Source organism: Sphingomonas sp. (assembly GCF_019746015.1).
Taxonomy (GTDB): Bacteria; Pseudomonadota; Alphaproteobacteria; order Sphingomonadales; family Sphingomonadaceae; genus Sphingomonas.
In genome coordinates, this window is the sequence record NZ_JAIESM010000063.1 from 25792 (window position 1) to 43195 (window position 17404).

At 68.2% G+C, this 17404-nt stretch carries 20 protein-coding genes; 10 read left to right on the forward strand and 10 right to left on the reverse strand.

The features are described 5' to 3' along the window. Nucleotides 1-6 precede the first annotated feature (6 nt). Nucleotides 7-1512 (reverse strand): M20/M25/M40 family metallo-hydrolase, encoded by a 1506-nt coding sequence (locus K2Y03_RS09095; RefSeq protein ID WP_294090198.1) that lies wholly within the window; start codon nt 1510-1512, stop codon nt 7-9. A 246-nt stretch (nt 1513-1758) separates the two neighbouring features. Here K2Y03_RS09095 and K2Y03_RS09100 point away from each other — a divergent pair, with 246 nt between their 5' ends. Beyond that, a complete protein-coding gene (locus K2Y03_RS09100) occupies nt 1759-3168 on the forward strand; it encodes a DEAD/DEAH box helicase (RefSeq protein ID WP_294090200.1) in 1410 nt (469 codons plus the stop codon). A gap of 67 nt (nt 3169-3235) precedes the next feature. Here K2Y03_RS09100 and K2Y03_RS09105 read toward each other — a convergent pair whose 3' ends face one another. Then, entirely contained in the window at nt 3236-3901 is a 666-nt protein-coding gene (locus K2Y03_RS09105; protein WP_294090202.1) for a nitroreductase, read from the reverse strand. A 100-nt stretch (nt 3902-4001) separates the two neighbouring features. On the opposite strand from K2Y03_RS09105, the gene K2Y03_RS09110 reads away from it, so the two are divergent. From K2Y03_RS09110 to K2Y03_RS09120, 3 genes are all read left to right on the forward strand, one after another. Further along, entirely contained in the window at nt 4002-5174 is a 1173-nt protein-coding gene (locus tag K2Y03_RS09110; protein WP_294090204.1) for an acetyl-CoA C-acetyltransferase, read from the forward strand. 87 nt (nt 5175-5261) lie between these two features. Continuing rightward, a complete protein-coding gene (locus tag K2Y03_RS09115) occupies nt 5262-6044 on the forward strand; it encodes an SDR family NAD(P)-dependent oxidoreductase (RefSeq protein WP_294090207.1) in 783 nt (260 codons plus the stop codon). Nucleotides 6045-6114: 70 nt separating this feature from the next. Beyond that, complete coding sequence (locus K2Y03_RS09120; RefSeq protein ID WP_294090208.1) at nt 6115-6546, forward strand: thioesterase family protein; 432 nt, start codon at nt 6115-6117, stop codon at nt 6544-6546. Nucleotides 6547-6555: 9 nt separating this feature from the next. Here K2Y03_RS09120 and K2Y03_RS09125 read toward each other — a convergent pair whose 3' ends face one another. The 6 genes from K2Y03_RS09125 to K2Y03_RS09150 all read right to left on the reverse strand — a co-directional run bounded on the left by K2Y03_RS09125 (nt 6556) and on the right by K2Y03_RS09150 (nt 11861). Beyond that, nucleotides 6556-7341 carry a crotonase/enoyl-CoA hydratase family protein gene (locus tag K2Y03_RS09125; RefSeq protein ID WP_294090210.1) on the reverse strand — a complete coding sequence of 262 codons (786 nt, stop codon included), beginning with the start codon at nt 7339-7341 and terminating at the stop codon, nt 6556-6558. Between the two features lie 254 nt (nt 7342-7595). Continuing rightward, a complete protein-coding gene (locus tag K2Y03_RS09130; RefSeq protein WP_294090212.1) occupies nt 7596-9110 on the reverse strand; it encodes an acyl-CoA synthetase in 1515 nt (504 codons plus the stop codon). A gap of 57 nt (nt 9111-9167) precedes the next feature. Then, nucleotides 9168-9779 carry a winged helix-turn-helix domain-containing protein gene (locus K2Y03_RS09135; RefSeq protein ID WP_294090215.1) on the reverse strand — a complete coding sequence of 204 codons (612 nt, stop codon included), beginning with the start codon at nt 9777-9779 and terminating at the stop codon, nt 9168-9170. A 104-nt stretch (nt 9780-9883) separates the two neighbouring features. Then, nucleotides 9884-10771: a transposase gene (locus K2Y03_RS09140; RefSeq protein ID WP_294090217.1), complete on the reverse strand. Its 888-nt coding sequence runs from the start codon at nt 10769-10771 to the stop codon at nt 9884-9886. Next, nucleotides 10759-11700, reverse strand: a complete 942-nt coding sequence (locus tag K2Y03_RS09145; protein WP_294090220.1) for a hypothetical protein — start codon at nt 11698-11700, stop codon at nt 10759-10761. The genes K2Y03_RS09140 and K2Y03_RS09145 overlap by 13 nt, the downstream gene beginning before the upstream one ends. Nucleotides 11701-11708: 8 nt before the next feature. After that, nucleotides 11709-11861: a hypothetical protein gene (locus K2Y03_RS09150; RefSeq protein WP_294090222.1), complete on the reverse strand. Its 153-nt coding sequence runs from the start codon at nt 11859-11861 to the stop codon at nt 11709-11711. A 116-nt stretch (nt 11862-11977) separates the two neighbouring features. On the opposite strand from K2Y03_RS09150, the gene K2Y03_RS09155 reads away from it, so the two are divergent. Continuing rightward, on the forward strand, nt 11978-12409 hold the full coding sequence (locus tag K2Y03_RS09155; protein WP_294090224.1) for a PaaI family thioesterase: 432 nt from the start codon (nt 11978-11980) through the stop codon (nt 12407-12409). Next, nucleotides 12406-12786 (forward strand): PaaI family thioesterase, encoded by a 381-nt coding sequence (locus K2Y03_RS09160; RefSeq protein WP_294090226.1) that lies wholly within the window; start codon nt 12406-12408, stop codon nt 12784-12786. The genes K2Y03_RS09155 and K2Y03_RS09160 overlap by 4 nt, the downstream gene beginning before the upstream one ends. 132 nt (nt 12787-12918) lie before the next feature. Here the strand turns inward: K2Y03_RS09160 and K2Y03_RS09165 are convergent, their stop codons facing one another. Next, nucleotides 12919-13980: a DUF5700 domain-containing putative Zn-dependent protease gene (locus K2Y03_RS09165; protein WP_294090228.1), complete on the reverse strand. Its 1062-nt coding sequence runs from the start codon at nt 13978-13980 to the stop codon at nt 12919-12921. Nucleotides 13981-14090: 110 nt separating this feature from the next. Next, nucleotides 14091-14432 (reverse strand): DNA-directed RNA polymerase subunit omega, encoded by a 342-nt coding sequence (gene rpoZ / locus K2Y03_RS09170; protein WP_294090230.1) that lies wholly within the window; start codon nt 14430-14432, stop codon nt 14091-14093. Between the two features lie 195 nt (nt 14433-14627). On the opposite strand from rpoZ, the gene K2Y03_RS09175 reads away from it, so the two are divergent. The 4 genes from K2Y03_RS09175 (at nt 14628) to K2Y03_RS09190 (ending at nt 17366) form a co-directional block, all read left to right on the forward strand. Further along, the gene (locus K2Y03_RS09175; RefSeq protein ID WP_294090233.1) at nt 14628-14966 is read left to right on the forward strand and encodes an antitoxin Xre/MbcA/ParS toxin-binding domain-containing protein; all 339 of its coding nucleotides are present in this window, start codon (nt 14628-14630) and stop codon (nt 14964-14966) included. A gap of 3 nt (nt 14967-14969) precedes the next feature. Beyond that, nucleotides 14970-15521, forward strand: a complete 552-nt coding sequence (locus K2Y03_RS09180; protein WP_294090235.1) for an RES family NAD+ phosphorylase — start codon at nt 14970-14972, stop codon at nt 15519-15521. Nucleotides 15522-15747: 226 nt separating this feature from the next. Continuing rightward, nucleotides 15748-16068 carry an antibiotic biosynthesis monooxygenase gene (locus tag K2Y03_RS09185; RefSeq protein ID WP_294090237.1) on the forward strand — a complete coding sequence of 107 codons (321 nt, stop codon included), beginning with the start codon at nt 15748-15750 and terminating at the stop codon, nt 16066-16068. Further along, nucleotides 16065-17366 carry an MFS transporter gene (locus K2Y03_RS09190; RefSeq protein WP_294090239.1) on the forward strand — a complete coding sequence of 434 codons (1302 nt, stop codon included), beginning with the start codon at nt 16065-16067 and terminating at the stop codon, nt 17364-17366. The genes K2Y03_RS09185 and K2Y03_RS09190 overlap by 4 nt, the downstream gene beginning before the upstream one ends. Nucleotides 17367-17404: the final 38 nt, after the last annotated feature.

The following is a 17404-nucleotide window of genomic DNA, read 5'->3' on the forward strand; positions in this document are numbered from 1 at the left end:
CGGGGGTCAGGCCGTGGCCGCGACCTGGTGGAAGAAATCGATGAACCCCATCACCGATGCGTCATAGCCCAGCACCTTGGGATTGGTGCTTTCGATCAGCAGATACTCGTCCGGCGCGTGGGCGCCATTGCCATGGCCGAAGCCGAACTGGCCCGCCGCCATCGACACCGGCGCCGAAGTGAAGACATAGCCCGGCCACGACCCCGCCAGCCGGGGCGAGACCGACGTGGTGACGCCGGCGCGGGCATAGGTTGCGAGCTCCGCCTTGATCAGCGGCGAATTCTCGTCGGTTTCGGTCGGGTCATAACCGCCCGTCACCTTCACCTCGATATCGCCAAAGCCGCGCTTGGCCAGATGTGCCTTCAGCTTGGCGACGCATTCGTCATGCGTCTGGTTGGGCACCAGGCGGAAGTCGAGCTTCGCCACCGCCCGCGACGGCAAAATGGTCTTGCCCCCCGGCCCGGTATAGCCCGCGACCAGCCCCTCGATATTGACGGTCGGCTGCGATGCCAGCCGTTCGAGCACCTGCGGCCAGGGCTGGTCGTCGATAAAGTGGCGCACGCCCATCTGCCGCTTGGCGACGTCTTCCTTCTCCTTCACCGCGGCATCGGCGATCAGCGCCTTTTCCCGCGCGGTCAGCGCGCGGACATTGTCATACCAGCCATCGATCGCGGGCTTGTTGCCATCGGCGGTGACCAGCGTCTGCAATGCCTCGACCAGGTGCCAGGCGGGGCTGTCGACCACCGCCTTCATCGACGAATGCAGGTCGCGCGCCGGCCCGCGCCCCCATTTCTCGCCGCTGGCAATCAGTTCGCATTCGATGATGCCCTTGGCGCCCAGATTGATGCTGGCGCTGCCATCGACCGGCGATTGCCAGGCGCTGGGGATGACCACACCCACGGTCTTGCGCAGCGCCGCGGTAATGTCCGGCCGGCGCACCACCTGCGCGAAATGGGGCGAGCCGATCTCCTCCTCGCCCTCGCACACCAGCACCAGATTGACCGGCGGCTTGCGCCCGGCGGCCTTCAGCGCGTGAAGCGCGGCGAGCACCACCGATTCCGGCCCCTTCTGGTTCACCGCGCCGCGCCCGATCAGCACCTTGCCCAGCCCCGGCCGGTCGACGATCCGCCCTTCAAGTGGGGGCGATGACCATTCGGCGGGGTCGAACTGTTTGACGTCGTACATGAAATAGAGGCCGAGCGTTTTCTTCGCGCCATTGTCCATGGTGGCATAGACGCCGGGCAGGCCGCTGGTCGGCACGATCTCCACCTTCTGGAAACCGGCGTCGCGGGCCAGTTCGGCCATATAGGCCGCGCCCTCGGTCACGTTGCGTCCCTCGGCGGCGATGGTGGGCAGCGCAATCCAGTCGCGCAGCCGCTTGATCGCGGCGTCGTGCCCGGCGGTGATGGCGGCGGCGAGCGCCTCCTGCTCGCGCGCGGCAAGCGCCATTCCGGGCATGGCCAGCCCCGCCCCCAGTGCGGCGAGTTTCAGCACGTCCCTGCGATCGGTCATCCCCAGCCTCCCTTGTTTTTAGCGTCGCGCATGATGCGCTGCGGGGCGGGTTAGGCAAGCCCTTGCTTGACTTAACCCGGGGCACTCCCTAACTGCACCGCCAGCGAGGCCTCATGCAGCGTGATCGGGGATTGCCCCGGCTCGGCCTCGGTTGATTTCCCAGCTTCCCAAATCACGCGGGGGGTTAAACCCCGCCGCCGCGCTTCCATTGTGGGAGCCCGCTGGCTCATATTGAGAGTTTATTTCATGCCTTTCGAAACGCTTGGCCTTGCCGAGCCGCTGCGCCGCGCGCTGGCGGCCAAAAATTATGCACAGGCCACCCCCATTCAGGAACAGGCGATCCCGCCGCTGCTCGACGGGCGCGACCTGCTCGGCATCGCCCAGACCGGCACTGGCAAGACGGCAGCGTTCATGCTGCCTTCGATCCAGCGGCTGGTGGCGGCACAGGGCGTCCGCCGCCCCCGGAGCTGCCGCATGCTGGTGCTCGCGCCGACCCGCGAACTGGCCGGCCAGATCGCCCAGAGCGCGCGCGACTATGCCCGCTTCACCAAGCTCAGCATCGCGGTCGTGTTCGGCGGCACCTCGGTCAACAAGGACCGCGCCACGCTCAGCCCGGGCGTCGACATTCTGGTGGCAACGCCGGGCCGCCTGCTCGATCTGGTCGATCAGCAGGCGCTGTCGCTCGGCCAGATCGAGATTCTGGTGCTGGACGAGGCCGACCAGATGCTCGACCTGGGCTTCATCCATGCGCTGAAGCGCATTGTGCGGCTGGTACCGGCGCAGCGGCAGAGCCTGTTCTTTTCCGCCACCATGCCCAAGTCGATCCGCGAGCTGGCCGACCAGTTCCTGACCAAGCCGGTCACCGTCTCGGTCACCCCGGTGGCGACCACGGCCGAACGCGTGGACCAATATGTCACCTTCGTTCAGCAGGCCGAAAAGCAGGCGCTGCTGACGATCACGCTGCGCGACCCGGCGATCGAGCGGGTGATCGTTTTCACCCGCACCAAGCACGGCGCCGACCGGGTGGTGAAGCTGCTTGCTGGCAACGGCATCGCCGCCAACGCCATCCATGGCAACAAGAGCCAGGCACAGCGCGAGCGGGCGCTGGGCGAGTTCAAGACGGGCAAGGCCAAGATCCTGGTCGCAACCGACATCGCCGCGCGCGGCATCGACGTGTCGGGCGTCAGCCATGTCATCAATTTCGAGCTGCCCAATGTACCGGAACAATATGTCCACCGTATCGGCCGCACCGCACGTGCCGGTGCCAGCGGGGTCGCGATCGGCTTTTGCGCAGAGGATGAACGCAGCTACCTGCGCGACATCGAGAAGCTGACGCGCCAGAAGATCACCGTGCGGCCGCTGCCCGACAATTTCATCGCCCAGTCTGAAAAGCTGAAGGCCGAGCGCGCCAAGGTGATCGGCAAGGACCCGATCCGCGAGGATCGTCCGCGCGATCCGGGCCCGCGCGCGCCGCGTGCGACGCACTCGGCCCGCCCCACCCATGGTCGGCCGGCACGTCCGGCCGACGGGCGCCCCCAGCGCGAGGGGCAGGCAGCGCAGCGCCCGGCGGGTGAGCGTGGCCATTCCGCGCGCGGTCGTGGTGGGCGCGGTCGCGGCGGTCGCCCCGGCGGCGGCCCGCGCATGGCCAATGGCTGACGGCTGACCAAAGCCCCTCCCTTTCGGGGGAGGGGCCGGGCCTTGCCACCAATCCAGCCCGACTAAATCAGTGATGGAGGGTCAGCCACTCGCCGCTGTCGGCGCGGGTGGTGCGCAGCGCATTGGCCGGTTCGGCCGGGTCCTCATGGCCGATTGCCATGCCGCAGAACAGCATCCGCTCGGCCGGCGTGCCGAGCGCCGCTGTCACGGTCTGCGGGAACATCGCCCAGCATTCCTGCGGGCAGGTGGCAAGCCCGGCTTCCACCGCGAGCAGCATGACGTTCTGCAGATACATGCCCAGGTCCCCCCATTGCGGCGGCCCCATATGCCGGTCGACCGTGCAGAACAGCGCGGCGGGCGCGCCGAAAAAGGCGAAGTTGCGCGCAAACCACAACCGCCGTGCGGACTTGTCCTCGCGCGGAATGCCGAGCGTCGCATAAAGCGCCTCGCCGACGGCAAAGCGCCGGTCGCGATAGGGGGCGGGCAGTTCCGGCGGATAAATGTCATAGGCGGGCGTCTCGGTTTCGCCCCGCCACAGCTTGGCCGCGATCGCAGCTTTGAGCGCGTCCAGCGCCGCGCCGGTCAGCAGGTCGATATGCCAGGGCTGCAGATTGCCGCCGGTCGGCGCGCGCGCGGCCCTCTCGGCAATCGCGCGCAGCACCGCCATATCGACCGGGGTGCTCAGAAATCCGCGCACGCTGCGCCGCGCGGCAATGGCTTCGGTAACGGTCATCAGTGCCTCAATTTTTCGAGTGCAGGGTATGCCGCAAGCCTTGCCCAGCCGGACCATTTACGCAATGGTGCGCGCCAAATTCAGCCTTGGGAGAGAGTGAATGCCTGAAGCCTATATCGTCGATGCCGTGCGCACTGCGGGCGGCAAGCGCGGCGGCAAGCTGGCCGGGTGGCACCCGGTCGACATGGCGGCCTCGGTGCTCGATGCAATCGTCGCGCGCACCGGCATCGATGGCGGCGCGGTGGACGACGTCATCATGGGCTGCGTGATGCAGGGCGGGCAGCAGGCGGGCCAGGTTGGCCGCAATGCCGTGCTGGCGGCGAAAAACCTGCCGGACAGCGTGCCCGCCGTGTCGATCGACCGCCAGTGCGGCTCGTCGCAGCAATCGATGCAGTTCGCCGCGCAGGCGGTGATGTCCGGCACGCAGGACATGGTGATCGCCGCCGGCGTGGAAAGCATGACGCGCGTGCCGATGGGCACCACCGCGACGCTGTTCATGAAGGAAGGGCTTGGCCACTATAAATCGCCGCGGCTGGAGGAGAAATATCCCGGCATCATGTTCAGCCAGTTCATGGGCGCAGAGATGATGGCGAAGAAGCACGGCTTCACCCGCGGCGATCTGGACGCCTTTGCGCTGGAAAGCCACCGCCGGGCGGCCGCCGCGACCCAGGCCGGCGCCTTCAACGACGAAATCGTGCGGCTGGAGATCGAAACGCCCGAGGGGCCGGAGCAGCACCATGTCGACGAAGGCATTCGCTTCGACGCGACGCTGGACGGGATCGGCTCGGTCAAGCTGCTGCAGGAAGGCGGCACGATCAGCGCGGCGAGCGCCAGCCAGATCTGCGACGGCGCCAGCGCGGTGCTGATCGTCAGCGAAGACGCGCTGAAGCGCCATGGCCTGACCCCGCTTGCCCGCATCGTCAACCTGACGGTGACCGCCGGCGACCCCGTCATCATGCTCGAAGAGCCGCTGTTCGCGACCGACAAGGCGCTGTCGCGCTCGGGCCTGAAGATCGACGATATCGACCTGTACGAAGTGAACGAGGCATTCGCGCCGGTGCCGCTGGCATGGATGAAGCATCACGGTGCCGACCATGCGCGGCTGAACGTGAATGGCGGCGCGATCGCGCTCGGCCATCCGCTCGGCGCGTCGGGCACCAAGCTGATGGCGACGCTCGTCCATGCGCTGAAGGCGCGCGGCGGCCGCTATGGCCTGCAGACGATGTGCGAGGGCGGCGGCGTCGCCAATGTGACGATCATCGAGCGGCTGTAAGCACCATTTCCAACCATGTGTCCCCGCGAAGGCGGGGACCCGGACTGGGCTCCCGCCTGCGCGGGAGCACAACAAGAGGGTAGTATAATGATCATCGATTCATCGATTGCCGCAGTCGTTACCGGTGGCGCCTCCGGCCTGGGCGAGGCGACCGCGCGGGCGCTTGCCGCCAAGGGCGCGAAGGTCGCGATCTTCGACCTGCAGAAGGACAAGGGCGAAGCAGTCGCGGCCGAAATTGGCGGCATTTTCTGCGAAGTGAACGTGACCAGCGACGAGTCCGTCGATGCGGGCTTTGCAAAGGCGCGCGCCGCGCATGGGCAGGAACGGGTGCTGATCTGCTGCGCCGGCACCGGCAATGCGGTGAAGACGGCCAGCCGGTCCAAGGAAGATGGCAGCATCAAGCACTTCCCGCTCGCCGCGTTCGACTGGCTGATCCAGATCAACCTGATCGGCACCTTCCGCTGCGTCGCCAAGTCGGCGGCGGGTATGCTGACGCTCGAGCCGATGGAAGATGGTGAGCGCGGCGCGATGGTGATGACCGCGAGCGTCGCCGCCGAGGATGGCCAGATCGGCCAGGCCGCCTATTCCGCGTCGAAGGGCGGTGTGGTCGGCATGACGCTGCCCATCGCGCGCGACCTGATGGGCGAGGGCATTCGCATCAACACCATCCTGCCGGGCATTTTCGAAACCCCGCTGATGCGGGGCGCGCCGCAGAATGTGAAGGATGCGCTGGCGGCCTCGGTGCCCTTCCCCAAGCGGCTGGGCAATCCGCCCGAATATGCGCAGCTGGCGCTCACCATGGTGGAGAACAGCTATTTCAACGGTGAGGATGTGCGCCTGGACGGCGCGATCCGCATGGCGCCGCGCTGACCGGTGGCCGGGGCGGGCGCATTTGTCCGCCCCGGCGCGCCTGTTTTCCTGTTCAGGTTGAAGGACCGCCATGGCCCGCCCCGCCCCGTGGCGCCTGTCGCCCGATGCTTACCCCCATCATGAAGCGATCCAGACCCGGTTTCAGGATCTGGACGTGCTCGGCCACATCAACAACGTGGCCTATGCCGCGCTGTTTGAAAGCGGGCGGGTGCGCTTCAACAACGCGGCCGGCCTTGCGCGCTGGCCGGGGCATCGCTGGCTGGTTGCGCAGGTCATCATCAACTATCTGGCCGAAGGGCATTTTCCTCAGGATGTGACGATCGCCAGCGGTATTGGCGACATCGGCACGCGCAGCTGGCAGATCCTGTCTGCCGCGTTTCAGGGCGGCACCTGCATCGCCAGCTGCGATGTCGTGCTGGTGCTCAGCACCGATGGCGGTGCAACCGCCATTCCGGCAGAATTCCGCGCCGCGCTGGACAAATGGCGCGTGCGCGGCGCGTAAACCCCCTGCTCAGTCCGCGAAGGCGGGCGCGCGCTTCTGCATGTTCGCCATCACCGCTTCCACCTGATTGGGCTGGCGGATGATCGACAATTGCAGCTCGGTCTCGGCATGGAGCACGCCGGTCTCGTCCAGATCGGCGGCGCGGTTGTAGAGCGACTTGGCGGCGCGCACCGCGTGCGGGCTGCGCGCGGCAATCGCGCGGGCCAGCGTCATCGCCTCGGCCCAGGGGTCTTCGGCAAGCCTGGTGACGAAGCCGTGGCGCAGCGCTTCCTCGCCGTCAAACTCGCGCGCGGTATAGGTCAGCTCGCGGATCACATCCTCGCGCGCCAGGCCGCGCCACAGGGCAGGGCCGGCCATGTCGGGGATCAGCCCCCAATGCACTTCGCGGATGGCAAAGCGCGTGTGCGGCGCGGCGATGCGGATGTCGGCGCCCGACATGATCTGGAATCCGCCGCCAAAGGCAACGCCGTGCACCGCCGCGATCACTGGCATCGGCAGCGTGCGCCAGCCCCAGGCGACCTGCTGCACGATGTTGGCGCCATTGCCATAGGGGCGCGCGGCGATTTCCAGCCCCGACCCGCCACCGGCCATGCTGACCATGTCGAGCCCCGCGCAAAAGGCACGGCCCTGGCCCGACAGCACGACGCAGCGCACCTCCGCCATGGTGGCAAGCTTGTCGATCGCGGCACAGATTGCGTCGAACATCGCCGGGTCGAGCGCGTTCATCTTGTCGGCGCGGACGAGCTTCACGTCGGCGACATGGTCGCTGACCGAAATGGTGACGCGGTCTTCCATGGCAATGTCCTCAAAAAAATCCGTGGTCGCCCGCGCAGCATGTCGCAGCGGCGCGGGCAAGGCAACCGGTGGGGCAACCGGTGGGAGATGTGCCGCACCACCCGGCGCCGCGTAGCCAGAAGTTGGCGGCTGTCTGCACAGGTTCACGTCGCCCCGGCCCCCGAGCCGGGGCTTGGCTTCTTCTTCGGCGGTCGCAAGGCAGCCTAGCCCCGGCTCAAGGCCGGGGCGACGGTTCGGCGTGATCGCAAAGTGCTTTAGACGATGCGGCTGTCGCTGTTCCCCCAATAGCGGTCACGCACCAGCCGCTTGTAGAGTTTGCCGGTCGGGTGGCGGGGCAGCGCGTCGGTGAAGTCGATCTGGCGCGGCGTCTTCACGCCCGAAAGCTCCGCGCGGCACCAGGCGGTCAGCTCGTCGGCCAGCGCCGGGCCGGCCTCTGCCATGTCGACCGGCTGGACGACCGCCACCACGCGCTCGCCCATTTCCGGGCAGGGCGCGCCGATCACCGCGACATCGGCGACGCGCGGATGGGTGATCAGCCGGTTCTCGATTTCCTGCGGATAGATGTTCACGCCGCCCGAGATGATCATGAAGCTCTTGCGATCGGTGAGGTAGAGATAGCCTTCCTCGTCCATCCGGCCGATATCGCCCAGCGTCGTCCAGCCCTTGGCGTGGCGGGCCTCGGCGGTCTTTTCGGGGTCGTTGTGATATTCGAACTGGGTGCCGCCCTCGAAATAGACCAGCCCCTCCTGCCCCGGCGGCAGTTCGTTCCCCGCCTCGTCACAGATGTGGAGGATGCCATAGGCGGCCTTGCCGACCGATCCCTGATGGGCAAGCCATTGCGCGGAATCGATGGTGGTGAGGCCATTGCCTTCCGAGCCCGCATAATATTCGTAGATCACCGGCCCCCACCAGTCGATCATCGCCTGCTTCACGGGAATGGGGCAGGGGGCGGCGGCGTGGATCGCGACTTTCAGGCTCGACAGGTCGTGCGCCGCGCGCTGCTCGGGGGAGAGCTTCAGCATCCGCACGAAATGCGTCGGCACCCACTGGCTGGCGTTGACGCGGCAGCGCTCGATCGCGGCGAGGGCGGCTTCCGGCTCGAAATGCTGCATCATCACCACGGTGCCGCCCAGCCGCATCACCGTCATCGACCAGCGCAGGGGTGCGGCATGATAAAGCGGCGCGGGCGAGAGATAGATGGTCTCCGCCGAAAAGCGGTAGAGCATCTGCGCGAGCATCGTCAGCACCGCCGGCGCGGTGAGCGAGGGATCCTCTGGCAGCGCGACGCGCACGCCCTTGGGCCGGCCGGTGGTGCCCGAGGAATAGAGCATGTCGGTGCCGGCGCGTTCATCCGCAATCGGGGTGGTGGGGAGCGCTGCCACCGCCGTTTCCCAGCTGTCCCAGCCGGGCACGGTGCCGTGCAGCATCAGCCGGGTGACGGCGGCGGCATGGTCGGTCAGCGCGGCTGCCACCCCGGCCAGCGCGTGCGACGCCACCACCAGCCGCGCGCCCGAATCCTGCAGGATATAGGCCACTTCGGGCGCGGTCAGTTTCGACGAGATGCACACATAGAACAGCCCCGCGCGCTGCGCGCCCCAGGCGATCTCATAGAATTCGGGGATATTGTCCATGAACAGCGCGACCGTGTCGCCCTGGTTCAGCCCGTGCTGGCGGAACAGATGCGCGGCCCGGTTCGATCGCGCCTCCAGCTCGGCATAGCTGGTGGTCTGCCCGGTTTCGGCAACGATCAGCGCCGGTTTGTCCGGCATGGTCTGGGCGTGAACGCTTGGATGCACTGGCCTCTCCCGATGATATTTCGGGGCAGGCTAACGCGCGCTCCCCTGCGCTTCAACGGCGAAGGCGGGCGGGGTCGCCAGGCGATAGCCCTTGCCCTTTTCGGTCACCAGCATCGGCGCGGCAAAACCCCGGTCGAGCTTCGCGCGCAGGCGCGAGACATGCACCTCCAGCACATTGGTGCCGGGGTCGATCCGCAGGCCGCACACCCGCTCGAGCAGGGTCTTGCGGCTGACCAGCGCACCGCCCGCGCGCGCCAGCTCCAGCAGCAGCTGATATTCGCGCGGCAGCAGCGCGATCGGCCTGCCCTCCCGCATCGCGCGGCGTTCCAGCGTGTCGATGCACAGCGGCCCCAGCTGCACGTAACGGTCCTCACCCTTGCGCCGCAGCAGGGCGAGCAGGCGCGCGGCGATCAGCGCGTCGCTGGCGGAGGCGGGCACGGCATCATCGGCGCCCGCGTCGAGCGCGGCGATCTGCGCGCTGTCCTGCTCGTCGGTGAGCAGCAGCAGCGGCGTGCGCGGCAGGCTGGGCAACAGCCAGGGGAGCAACGCGGCCTGCGGCGTTGCGTGCGCGATCCGCGCCGCGTCGCTGGCGCAGATGCTCGCCGCCGCTGCCACGCCGCGCGTGCCGAGCGCGGCAATCAATCCCGGTCGTTCGACCCCGACAAGCGCCACTCGCAACATAAGGGGAACGTATCGCGCCGGCGGGCGATGCGCGCCGCCAACTGGCTCCATTCCGGCGGTAAACGCTAGCGTGCGAGCGCCGCCAGCCGGGCGCGGGCCTGCTCGGCCACCTGGGGATGGGGATCACCGGCCGCGCGGGTCAGCACCGCCTCGCCCATCTCGGGCCGGGCGCCGGCGAGCGCGGTGACCGCGGTCATCCGCAGGCGCGGGCTGGGATGGTCGCGCGCCAGCTGCTCGGCGAGCGTCACGCCGCGGGAATCCAGATGCACCGCAAGCGCGACCAGCACTTCGGACGGGGTGGTGGTCAGCCCGGCGGCGATGCGGTTGCCGGCAATGTCGAGCCGGTACTGATCGCGCCAGGGCTGGGCCGGGTCCGACGCCAGAATGTTGATCGACACCGAAAACGCATCGGGCGGCAGCTGGGCATGCACGTCGCGCCGCGCGCGATAGAGCATCAGCTGTCCCGGCTCCAGCCGCGCGCGGCCGACAAAACGCAGCCCCGCCGGCTCGCCCGGATAGCCGGCCAGCGCGGCTGCGTCATACTCGTAATAATCGCTCCAATAGCCCGGCCCCCAATAGCCACAGGTCAGGAACGGGAAATTATGGTCGTGCGGCATGCCATAGAAAAAGGCCGCCGGGCCGCTGGCTGCGAACGCTGGATCGCCCGCTGCCGGCCAGAAATTGGCGCGCAGCACATAGCGGCCACCGGGCGGTTTCAGCAGCATCACCTGCGCGCCATACAGGGCGCTCCCGATGCCCTGCCCGCGCGCTTTCAGCACCGCCACCGCCTGTTCGGCCAGAAAGTCCCGGTTGCGCCCCAGCCGCGCGAGCACCGGGCCGAGGCTCGCCAGCCCATCCTCATCGCGCGCGTCGATGGCGGTGCTGTCGAGCAGCTCGACCGCCTCTGCCAGGCTGATCGGGCTGCCGCTGCCGGGGTCGATCAGTCGGGGCATGGCGCGCTCAGCCGCGCGATCATCGCCCGGGCGGCGGCGCGGACCTCGGGATGGGGGTCGTCACCCATTTGCCGCAGCCGGGGGAGCGCGGCGCGGGCGTCCATCGCCAGCCATTCGCGCATTGCCGCCCAGCGCAGGAAATGCGCCGGGTCGTGGCTGGCCGCCTCGAACGCGGCCGCCGCCTCGGCCCGGCTGGCATGGCGCAGAAAGGTCAGCATCAGCTCGGCCCGGCTCGGCCAGTCATCAAGCGCGGCGGCGCGCAGGAAGCGGCCGCTCGCCCGGTCATATTCACGCGAGAGCAGGGCGGCGCCGGCGCGGATATTGGCGGTCAGCGTCACCACGTCGCTGACCGGCGCGACCAGCTGGGCATGGGTGCGCCCGTCGATCCGCCGCACCAGCCCGTCGGCCAGCGCAATCGCGGCGGCGGGCAGGCAGGGCGTGGCGTTTGCGGCGCAGAAATCGTCCCCGGCCGCCGCCGTCCGCCACAGGTGAAGCACCCCGCTGCCGCGATGATAGCGCACCACCGTCATCCGCCCGGGCACGACGATGGTCTCGGCCGGCGGCAGGCCGGCAAGCGCGTCTGCCGACAGGATGGTCGCGGTGATCGAGGCGGCAGGATGATCGATCAGCACCGCACCCAGCTTCAGCGCGTCGCGCTGCACCCGGAAGGGCGGCTCGGCGAGCGGATCGGCCGCCAGCGCGGCAACCAGTGGCACCAGCAGGTCCGCGACCCAGCCGCCATCGGCGAGCAGCCGCATCGCCCGCGCGGCGACCGCTTCGGCGCCGTCATCGGCCGGCCCCTCAAGCGTGGCGATGGCGTGGCGATAGGCGGCGCTGTTCTGCCAGTCCCGCGCCTGGGCCTGGTCGCGGGTGCGCCGCGCCGCCAGCCCGACGCGGTCGGCGAGCAGCGCATCGAGCGCCGGGGTCATTGCGCGGGTCAGAGCGGGCTGGTCTCGTAGATGACGACCGCGATGCCGACCAGAAATTCGAACAGATCGTCGGCCGCCAGCACATCGGCACGGATCGCGCCCGCGGTCGCAATCGGGGTGGCAAGGTTGGCAATCTCGGACGGGTCCAGGCGAAGCGGCATGCTGCATCTCCCACAAGCTGGCCTCATCGTTAGGGATGCCGCCCCGGCGGCGGAATTTAATTCGCTGTAACCGCCACAGGCTTGGCAGCGCGCGCCGGGCGGCTATAGCAGCGCCGATGAGCGAAATGGCTTTCGATCCCCGGCTGTTCCTGAAGTTCGGCAAGCACGGCCATGGCGGGCATCTGGGCATCGGCTATCACGACCATGGCGCCGACTGGGCCGAGCTGATGCTGCCCTATGACCCGCGCCTGGTGGGCGACCCTGATACCGGGGTGCTCGCCTCCGGCCCCATTCTCACCATGATGGACATGGCGACCAGCATGGCGGTGTGGCTGAAGCTGGGCAAATTCCGCGCGCATGCAACGCTTGATCTGCGCATCGACTATCTGCGCCCCGCCACGCCGGGCAAGACCGTTTATGGCCGGGGCGAATGCTATCGCATCACCCGCGCCATCTCGTTCATCCGGGGGCAGGCGCATGATGGCGACCCGGCCGACCCGCTCGCCCATGTCGCCGGCACCTATATGTTCACCGAGGTGCAGCCATGAAGCTGCCCCCCTATGCCGAGGTGCTGGGCCTGTCGGTGGAGCCGGGCGAGGGCGCGCCGGTGCTGATGATGCCCTTTGCCGATAAGGTGATGGGTCGCCCCGGCTTTCTGCACGGCGGCGCGATTGGTGGCCTGCTGGAAGTGGCGGCGATCGCCGCGCTCTATCAGGCGCTGGGCGGCACTGACGAGGCGCATGTCAAGCCGATCAACGTGACAGTGGACTATATGCGCGGCGGGCGGGTGAAGGAAACGCGGGCGCGCGGCTTCGTCACCCGGCTGGGCACCCGGGTCGCCAATGTCGATGCGATTGCCTGGCAGGACGGGCCGGAAAAACCCATCGCCCGGGCGCGGATGAACTATCTGATCGTCCGGCTCTGAGGCGCTCCGGGAACGGCTTTGGTAGAGCGTGTCGTGGACACCGAAACGCGGTTTTTTCGAAACTACGTCAAGCTAAGCCTTTGTAAAATATAGGCGTTGCAAGCAGGCCGGCCGCTGGGCGCCGCGCCGCCGTCACCGCGCGCACACCGCCATCCGTTGCGCCCAGGCCAGTGTTTTCCTGCCCAGCTTCGGCGTATCGTCCGTGGTGCCATAGGCTTTGAGCCGGCGATAGCGATTGATGAAACCGGCACCCGTTGGATCGGCAAGCAGCGCGGCAATCGCCTTTGGCCCCTGCTCGCGTTCGATCGCCTTCGCCATTACATAGCCCAGCGCGTACAGGATCTCGTCGCCGTAGAAACCCAGCGCATAAACAGAGTCGTAGTCGATCGCTCTGGTCGCCAGCGCATGCACCGACAGTTCGAGCAGGGCAACGCTGCGGCTGACCAGGCCGACATTGCGGGCGAATTTGCGGCGCTCCTCGGCCACGGTGCCGCTGCCATCCTTGGGCAGCGCCAGCACGTCGCCCACGGCACTGGCCGTGCCTTCCTGCGCCAGTGAACCGAACAGATCAGTGAGATGCGCCGGGATGCGCGCGCGGGCCAGGCATTTGCTCACACGCGCCTGGCGTGCCGGCGACGCGGCCGCACCCTGAATGGCATGATAAAGCTCATGCTCCAGGATGGTGGTGGCCAGCCGGGCGTCCGGGAAGTAACCCAGGTTGAGGTAGAATTGCGGGTCGCCGAACGCGAACCCGCCCGAGGTGCCGCCAACCACCAGATAGCCGGTGATGGGCGTGTCGAGCCCGGCCGGGGTATAGTCGGCAATCCGGCGCTTGGCCGCCTCGATCAGCCCGGTTTGCCGGTCTTCCAGCTCGGCGAGCACGCGGCGCAGGACGGCGCTTTGCCGTCGCACCCCGGCAAAGTTGAACCCGCTGGGATCAGCCGCCTTGTCGTCGCCATGCGCGGCGGCAACCAGCGCCGCCGCAAAGCTTTCATCGTCGGCCGGGTTGCCATAGCTGCGCGATTTGCGGATCAACCCCTGATTGCCCGGCAGTCGGGCAATGGCGCGCGCCTGATCGGCGGTAAGCGTGGTGGAGTCCAGCGCATCGAGCACCGCCCGCGCCGCGCTTGCATCGATGGTCAGCTTCAGCGGCGCGGCCTGCGCAGGTGCCCAGGCCCACAACAACGCCAGCATGACCAGCAGCAATCGATAGCGCATCGCGGCATGCCTCATCCTGTCGATGCGGTCAGCCTATCGCGCCCGGGCGGGGGGTCAACGGGATTGAGGGGCCTCAGCCCCCGCAATCACTCGTAATCGCCGCCCAGATTCTGGTTGCGCGGGGGTGCGGCCGCGGTCAGGCGCAGCGCTTCCGCCGATGCGGAGAGCGAGGCCAGCTCGTCGGGCGCGTCGTCATCGTCGATCTGGACGCGCTGCAGGCTCTGCACCAGCGCTTCTTCGAGATGCGCCGGGCGCACGGTTTCCTCGGCGATTTCGCGCAGCGCGACGACCGGGTTCTTGTCCCGGTCGCGGTCGATGGTCAGGTCGGCCCCGCCCGAAATCTGCCGCGCGCGCTGGGCCGCCATCAGCACCAGGTCGAACCGGTTGGGGATCTTGTCGACACAATCTTCGACGGTAACGCGCGCCATGACGATTCCTGATTGGACTAGCTGTCTGGAAAGGGGAGCGCATAGGCGCCGGCGCGGACGGAGTCAATCGGCGCGGACGAGCCGGCCGGTTGCGATATGATTTCAAGAACGGTAATTGATGAAATCATATCGTAACCCATATGGGGCTATCAGGCAGCCCTCCCCCGGGGGGCCGCAAGCAGGAGGCGTTGAGCGATGACGACGGCCGTGGCGCGCATATTGGACGACCTGAAGGCCAAGGGCGGCCTGCAGGGAAAGGACATTGCCAACATCACCGACGTATCGATCGCGACCGTGTCGCGCTGGTCGCATGGCAACGGCACGCCCGGCCTGCACACGCAGACGGTGATTGCCGATCTGCGCTACGTCGTCGACCGGTTGTCTGACTTTTACACGCCGGACGAGACCCGGCTGTGGCTGCATGCGCGGCACCCGTTGCTGAACGGCGCGCGTGCCATCGACCTGATCAACGGGGATCGCACCGAGGAGGTGCTCGCCGTGATCGACCGGCTGGACGCGGGCGCGTTCATCTAGGCCGTGGTCGACCGCCGCGCCCGCGATCTGGAGCTGCTCGACAGTCTCGACCGGCACCAGGGCGTGGCGTTCCGGGGCGAGGTCTGGCGCATCGTCCGCGCCGGGCGCGACGTGCTGCAGGGCTACCCCGCCGGCGCGCGATGGGACCCGGGCCGCTTCGACGTGCTCTACACCGCGCTGGAGCGCGACGGCGCGCTGGCCGAGATCCATTTCCACCTCACCCGGCAGCCGGTTTTCCCGTCAAAGCTGCAATCGGTGCTGCACCGGCTTTCGGTCAGCACCCGGCGCACGCTGAAGCTGGCTGATCTGGGCGCGATTGCCGAGCTTGGCGTCAGTGCCGACGCCTATCAAAGCCTGGATTATGCGGCCACGCAGGCGATTGGCGACGCCGCCTACTTTCTGGGGTTTGACGGCATTCTTGCCCCATCCGCCCGCTGGCCGTGCCAGAACCTCATCCTGTTCACCGACCGGCTCGGCCCCGGCGATCTGGAAGTGGTGGACGGCGAGCCGGTCGATTGGGCGGCTTGGCGCGCAGCGCGGCGCCCTGACCGTTAAGTGTCTGATCCGAAACTTCGTTTCGGATAGCCCGGCACCGGCCCGCTCCCCCGCCCGGCCACCCAGTCAGGATACTCTCGTGGGTGGCCGGGCGGGGGAGCGGGCCGGTGCCGCCTCGAAATTCGCTCTTTCGCGAATTTCGAATCAAACTCTTCAGACTCTCGGGCAAGACCGGGCGCCCAAGACAGGGCTTGGCGGCTGCGCGCCTTGCCCCTAAGCCGCCGCCATGGGGACGCGAACCGGCCAGACGGTGGTCATTTTCATTGCCCGGCGCACGGCCGAGGATGCGGCGGGCTATGCCGAGGCGGCGGCCGCGATGGACGCGCTGGCCGCCGCCCAACCCGGCTATTGCGGGATGGAAAGCGTGCGCGGCGCCCACGGGCTGGGCATAACCGTCAGCTTCTGGGCCGATGATGCGAGTGCGCGCGCCTGGCGCGACCATGCCGACCACCGCGCGGTGCGCGATGCCGGGCGCGACCGCTGGTACCATGATTATCAGCTGAGCGTCGCCACCATCACCCGCGATTATGACTGGGCGCGCGCATGAACAACCGCGACCGCAACTTCATGCTGCTGTTCATGGTGATGTTCACCATCGCCGCCGGCAACACCGCGTTGCAGTCGGTACTGCCCGCCATCGGCCGTGAACTGAAGGTGCGCGACAGCTGGGTGGCGGCGGCCTTTTCGGTCTCGGCGCTGCTGTGGGTGATTGCCGCGCCCTTCTGGGCCAACCGGTCGGATCGGCGGGGGCGGCGGGTGATGGTGCTGCTGGGCCTGAGCGGCTTTGTCTGCTCGCTGTCGCTGTGCGGACTGTTCCTGATGGCGGGCATCAATGGCTGGATCGGCGGCACGCTGACCTTCTTCCTCTTCATCGGCGGGCGGCTGCTCTATGGCCTGTTCGGCTCGGCGGCGCCGCCGGCGGTGCAGGCGCTGGTCGCCGGCAGCACCACGCGCGAGGAGCGGACCAAGGCGCTGACGTTGCTCGGCTCCGCCTTTGGCCTGGGCACCATCCTGGGGCCGGCGATTGCCCCCTATCTGGTGGTGGGCAGCATCGGCAGTGTGCGGATCGGGCTGGCCGGCCCGGCCTTTATCGCGGCGATCTTCGGTGCGCTCATCCTGTCGGTGGTCGCGCGGCTGCTGCCCAACGACACGGCGATGGCGGAGGCGCATGGCGCGGCGACCGCTTACCCCTCCATCGGCGGCCAGTCTTCGGGGGCCAGCATTACCGCTGCCACCCATCCGGTGATGGAGCGGGTCGCCTATTTCGACCCGCGCGTGCGCGCCTGGATGATTGCCGGGCTGGTGATGGGCCATGCGCAGGCGATGACGGGGCAGGCAATCGGCTTTCTGGTGATCGACCGGCTTCACCTCGATCCGGTGGCCGCGCTGCAGCCGCTGGGGCTGGTGCTGATCATGGGGGCGGGGGCCGCGCTGCTGGTGCAATGGGGCATCATTCCGCTGCTGAACCTGAAGCCGCGCGGGCTGGTGCTGATCGGCCTGTGCGCGGCAAGCATCGGCACCGCGCTGACCGGCCTGGCCACCAGCCATTATGGCATTGCGCTGGCGTTCGCGCTGTCTTCCGCCGGGTTCGGCTTTGCCCGGCCGGGGTTTACGGCGGGCGCCTCCCTCGCGGTCGGGCCGGGCGGGCAGGGGTCGGTGGCGGGCAAGGTGACCTCGGTCAACGGCGCGTCGTTCGTGCTGGGGCCGTCGATCGGGGTGGGGCTGTACGAACTGTCAAAGCCGCTGCCCTATCTGCTGGCGGCGGCGGCGCTGGTGGCGATGATGGCCTATGGCTGGCGGGCGCTGGCCGCACCGGCACCGGTTGACGCGCTCCCCGGGGAGTGACAGGAAGCGGCCAGACAAAAAAAGAGCCGGTCAGACGA

Coding starts and splice junctions, on each gene's coding strand:
- K2Y03_RS09120 (WP_294090208.1), top strand. CDS start 6,115: ATGGCCCGCCCCGCCCCGTGGCGCCTGTCGCCCGATGCTTACCCCCAT.
- K2Y03_RS09145 (WP_294090220.1), bottom strand. CDS start 11,700: ATGACCCCGGCGCTCGATGCGCTGCTCGCCGACCGCGTCGGGCTGGCG.
- K2Y03_RS09165 (WP_294090228.1), bottom strand. CDS start 13,980: ATGCTGGCGTTGTTGTGGGCCTGGGCACCTGCGCAGGCCGCGCCGCTG.
- K2Y03_RS09095 (WP_294090198.1), bottom strand. CDS start 1,512: ATGACCGATCGCAGGGACGTGCTGAAACTCGCCGCACTGGGGGCGGGG.
- K2Y03_RS09140 (WP_294090217.1), bottom strand. CDS start 10,771: ATGCCCCGACTGATCGACCCCGGCAGCGGCAGCCCGATCAGCCTGGCA.
- K2Y03_RS09115 (WP_294090207.1), top strand. CDS start 5,262: ATGATCATCGATTCATCGATTGCCGCAGTCGTTACCGGTGGCGCCTCC.
- rpoZ (WP_294090230.1), bottom strand. CDS start 14,432: ATGGCGCGCGTTACCGTCGAAGATTGTGTCGACAAGATCCCCAACCGG.
- K2Y03_RS09160 (WP_294090226.1), top strand. CDS start 12,406: ATGAAGCTGCCCCCCTATGCCGAGGTGCTGGGCCTGTCGGTGGAGCCG.
- K2Y03_RS09110 (WP_294090204.1), top strand. CDS start 4,002: ATGCCTGAAGCCTATATCGTCGATGCCGTGCGCACTGCGGGCGGCAAG.
- K2Y03_RS09175 (WP_294090233.1), top strand. CDS start 14,628: ATGACGACGGCCGTGGCGCGCATATTGGACGACCTGAAGGCCAAGGGC.
- K2Y03_RS09185 (WP_294090237.1), top strand. CDS start 15,748: ATGGGGACGCGAACCGGCCAGACGGTGGTCATTTTCATTGCCCGGCGC.
- K2Y03_RS09130 (WP_294090212.1), bottom strand. CDS start 9,110: ATGCCGGACAAACCGGCGCTGATCGTTGCCGAAACCGGGCAGACCACC.
- K2Y03_RS09190 (WP_294090239.1), top strand. CDS start 16,065: ATGAACAACCGCGACCGCAACTTCATGCTGCTGTTCATGGTGATGTTC.
- K2Y03_RS09100 (WP_294090200.1), top strand. CDS start 1,759: ATGCCTTTCGAAACGCTTGGCCTTGCCGAGCCGCTGCGCCGCGCGCTG.
- K2Y03_RS09155 (WP_294090224.1), top strand. CDS start 11,978: ATGAGCGAAATGGCTTTCGATCCCCGGCTGTTCCTGAAGTTCGGCAAG.
- K2Y03_RS09125 (WP_294090210.1), bottom strand. CDS start 7,341: ATGGAAGACCGCGTCACCATTTCGGTCAGCGACCATGTCGCCGACGTG.
- K2Y03_RS09105 (WP_294090202.1), bottom strand. CDS start 3,901: ATGACCGTTACCGAAGCCATTGCCGCGCGGCGCAGCGTGCGCGGATTT.
- K2Y03_RS09150 (WP_294090222.1), bottom strand. CDS start 11,861: ATGCCGCTTCGCCTGGACCCGTCCGAGATTGCCAACCTTGCCACCCCG.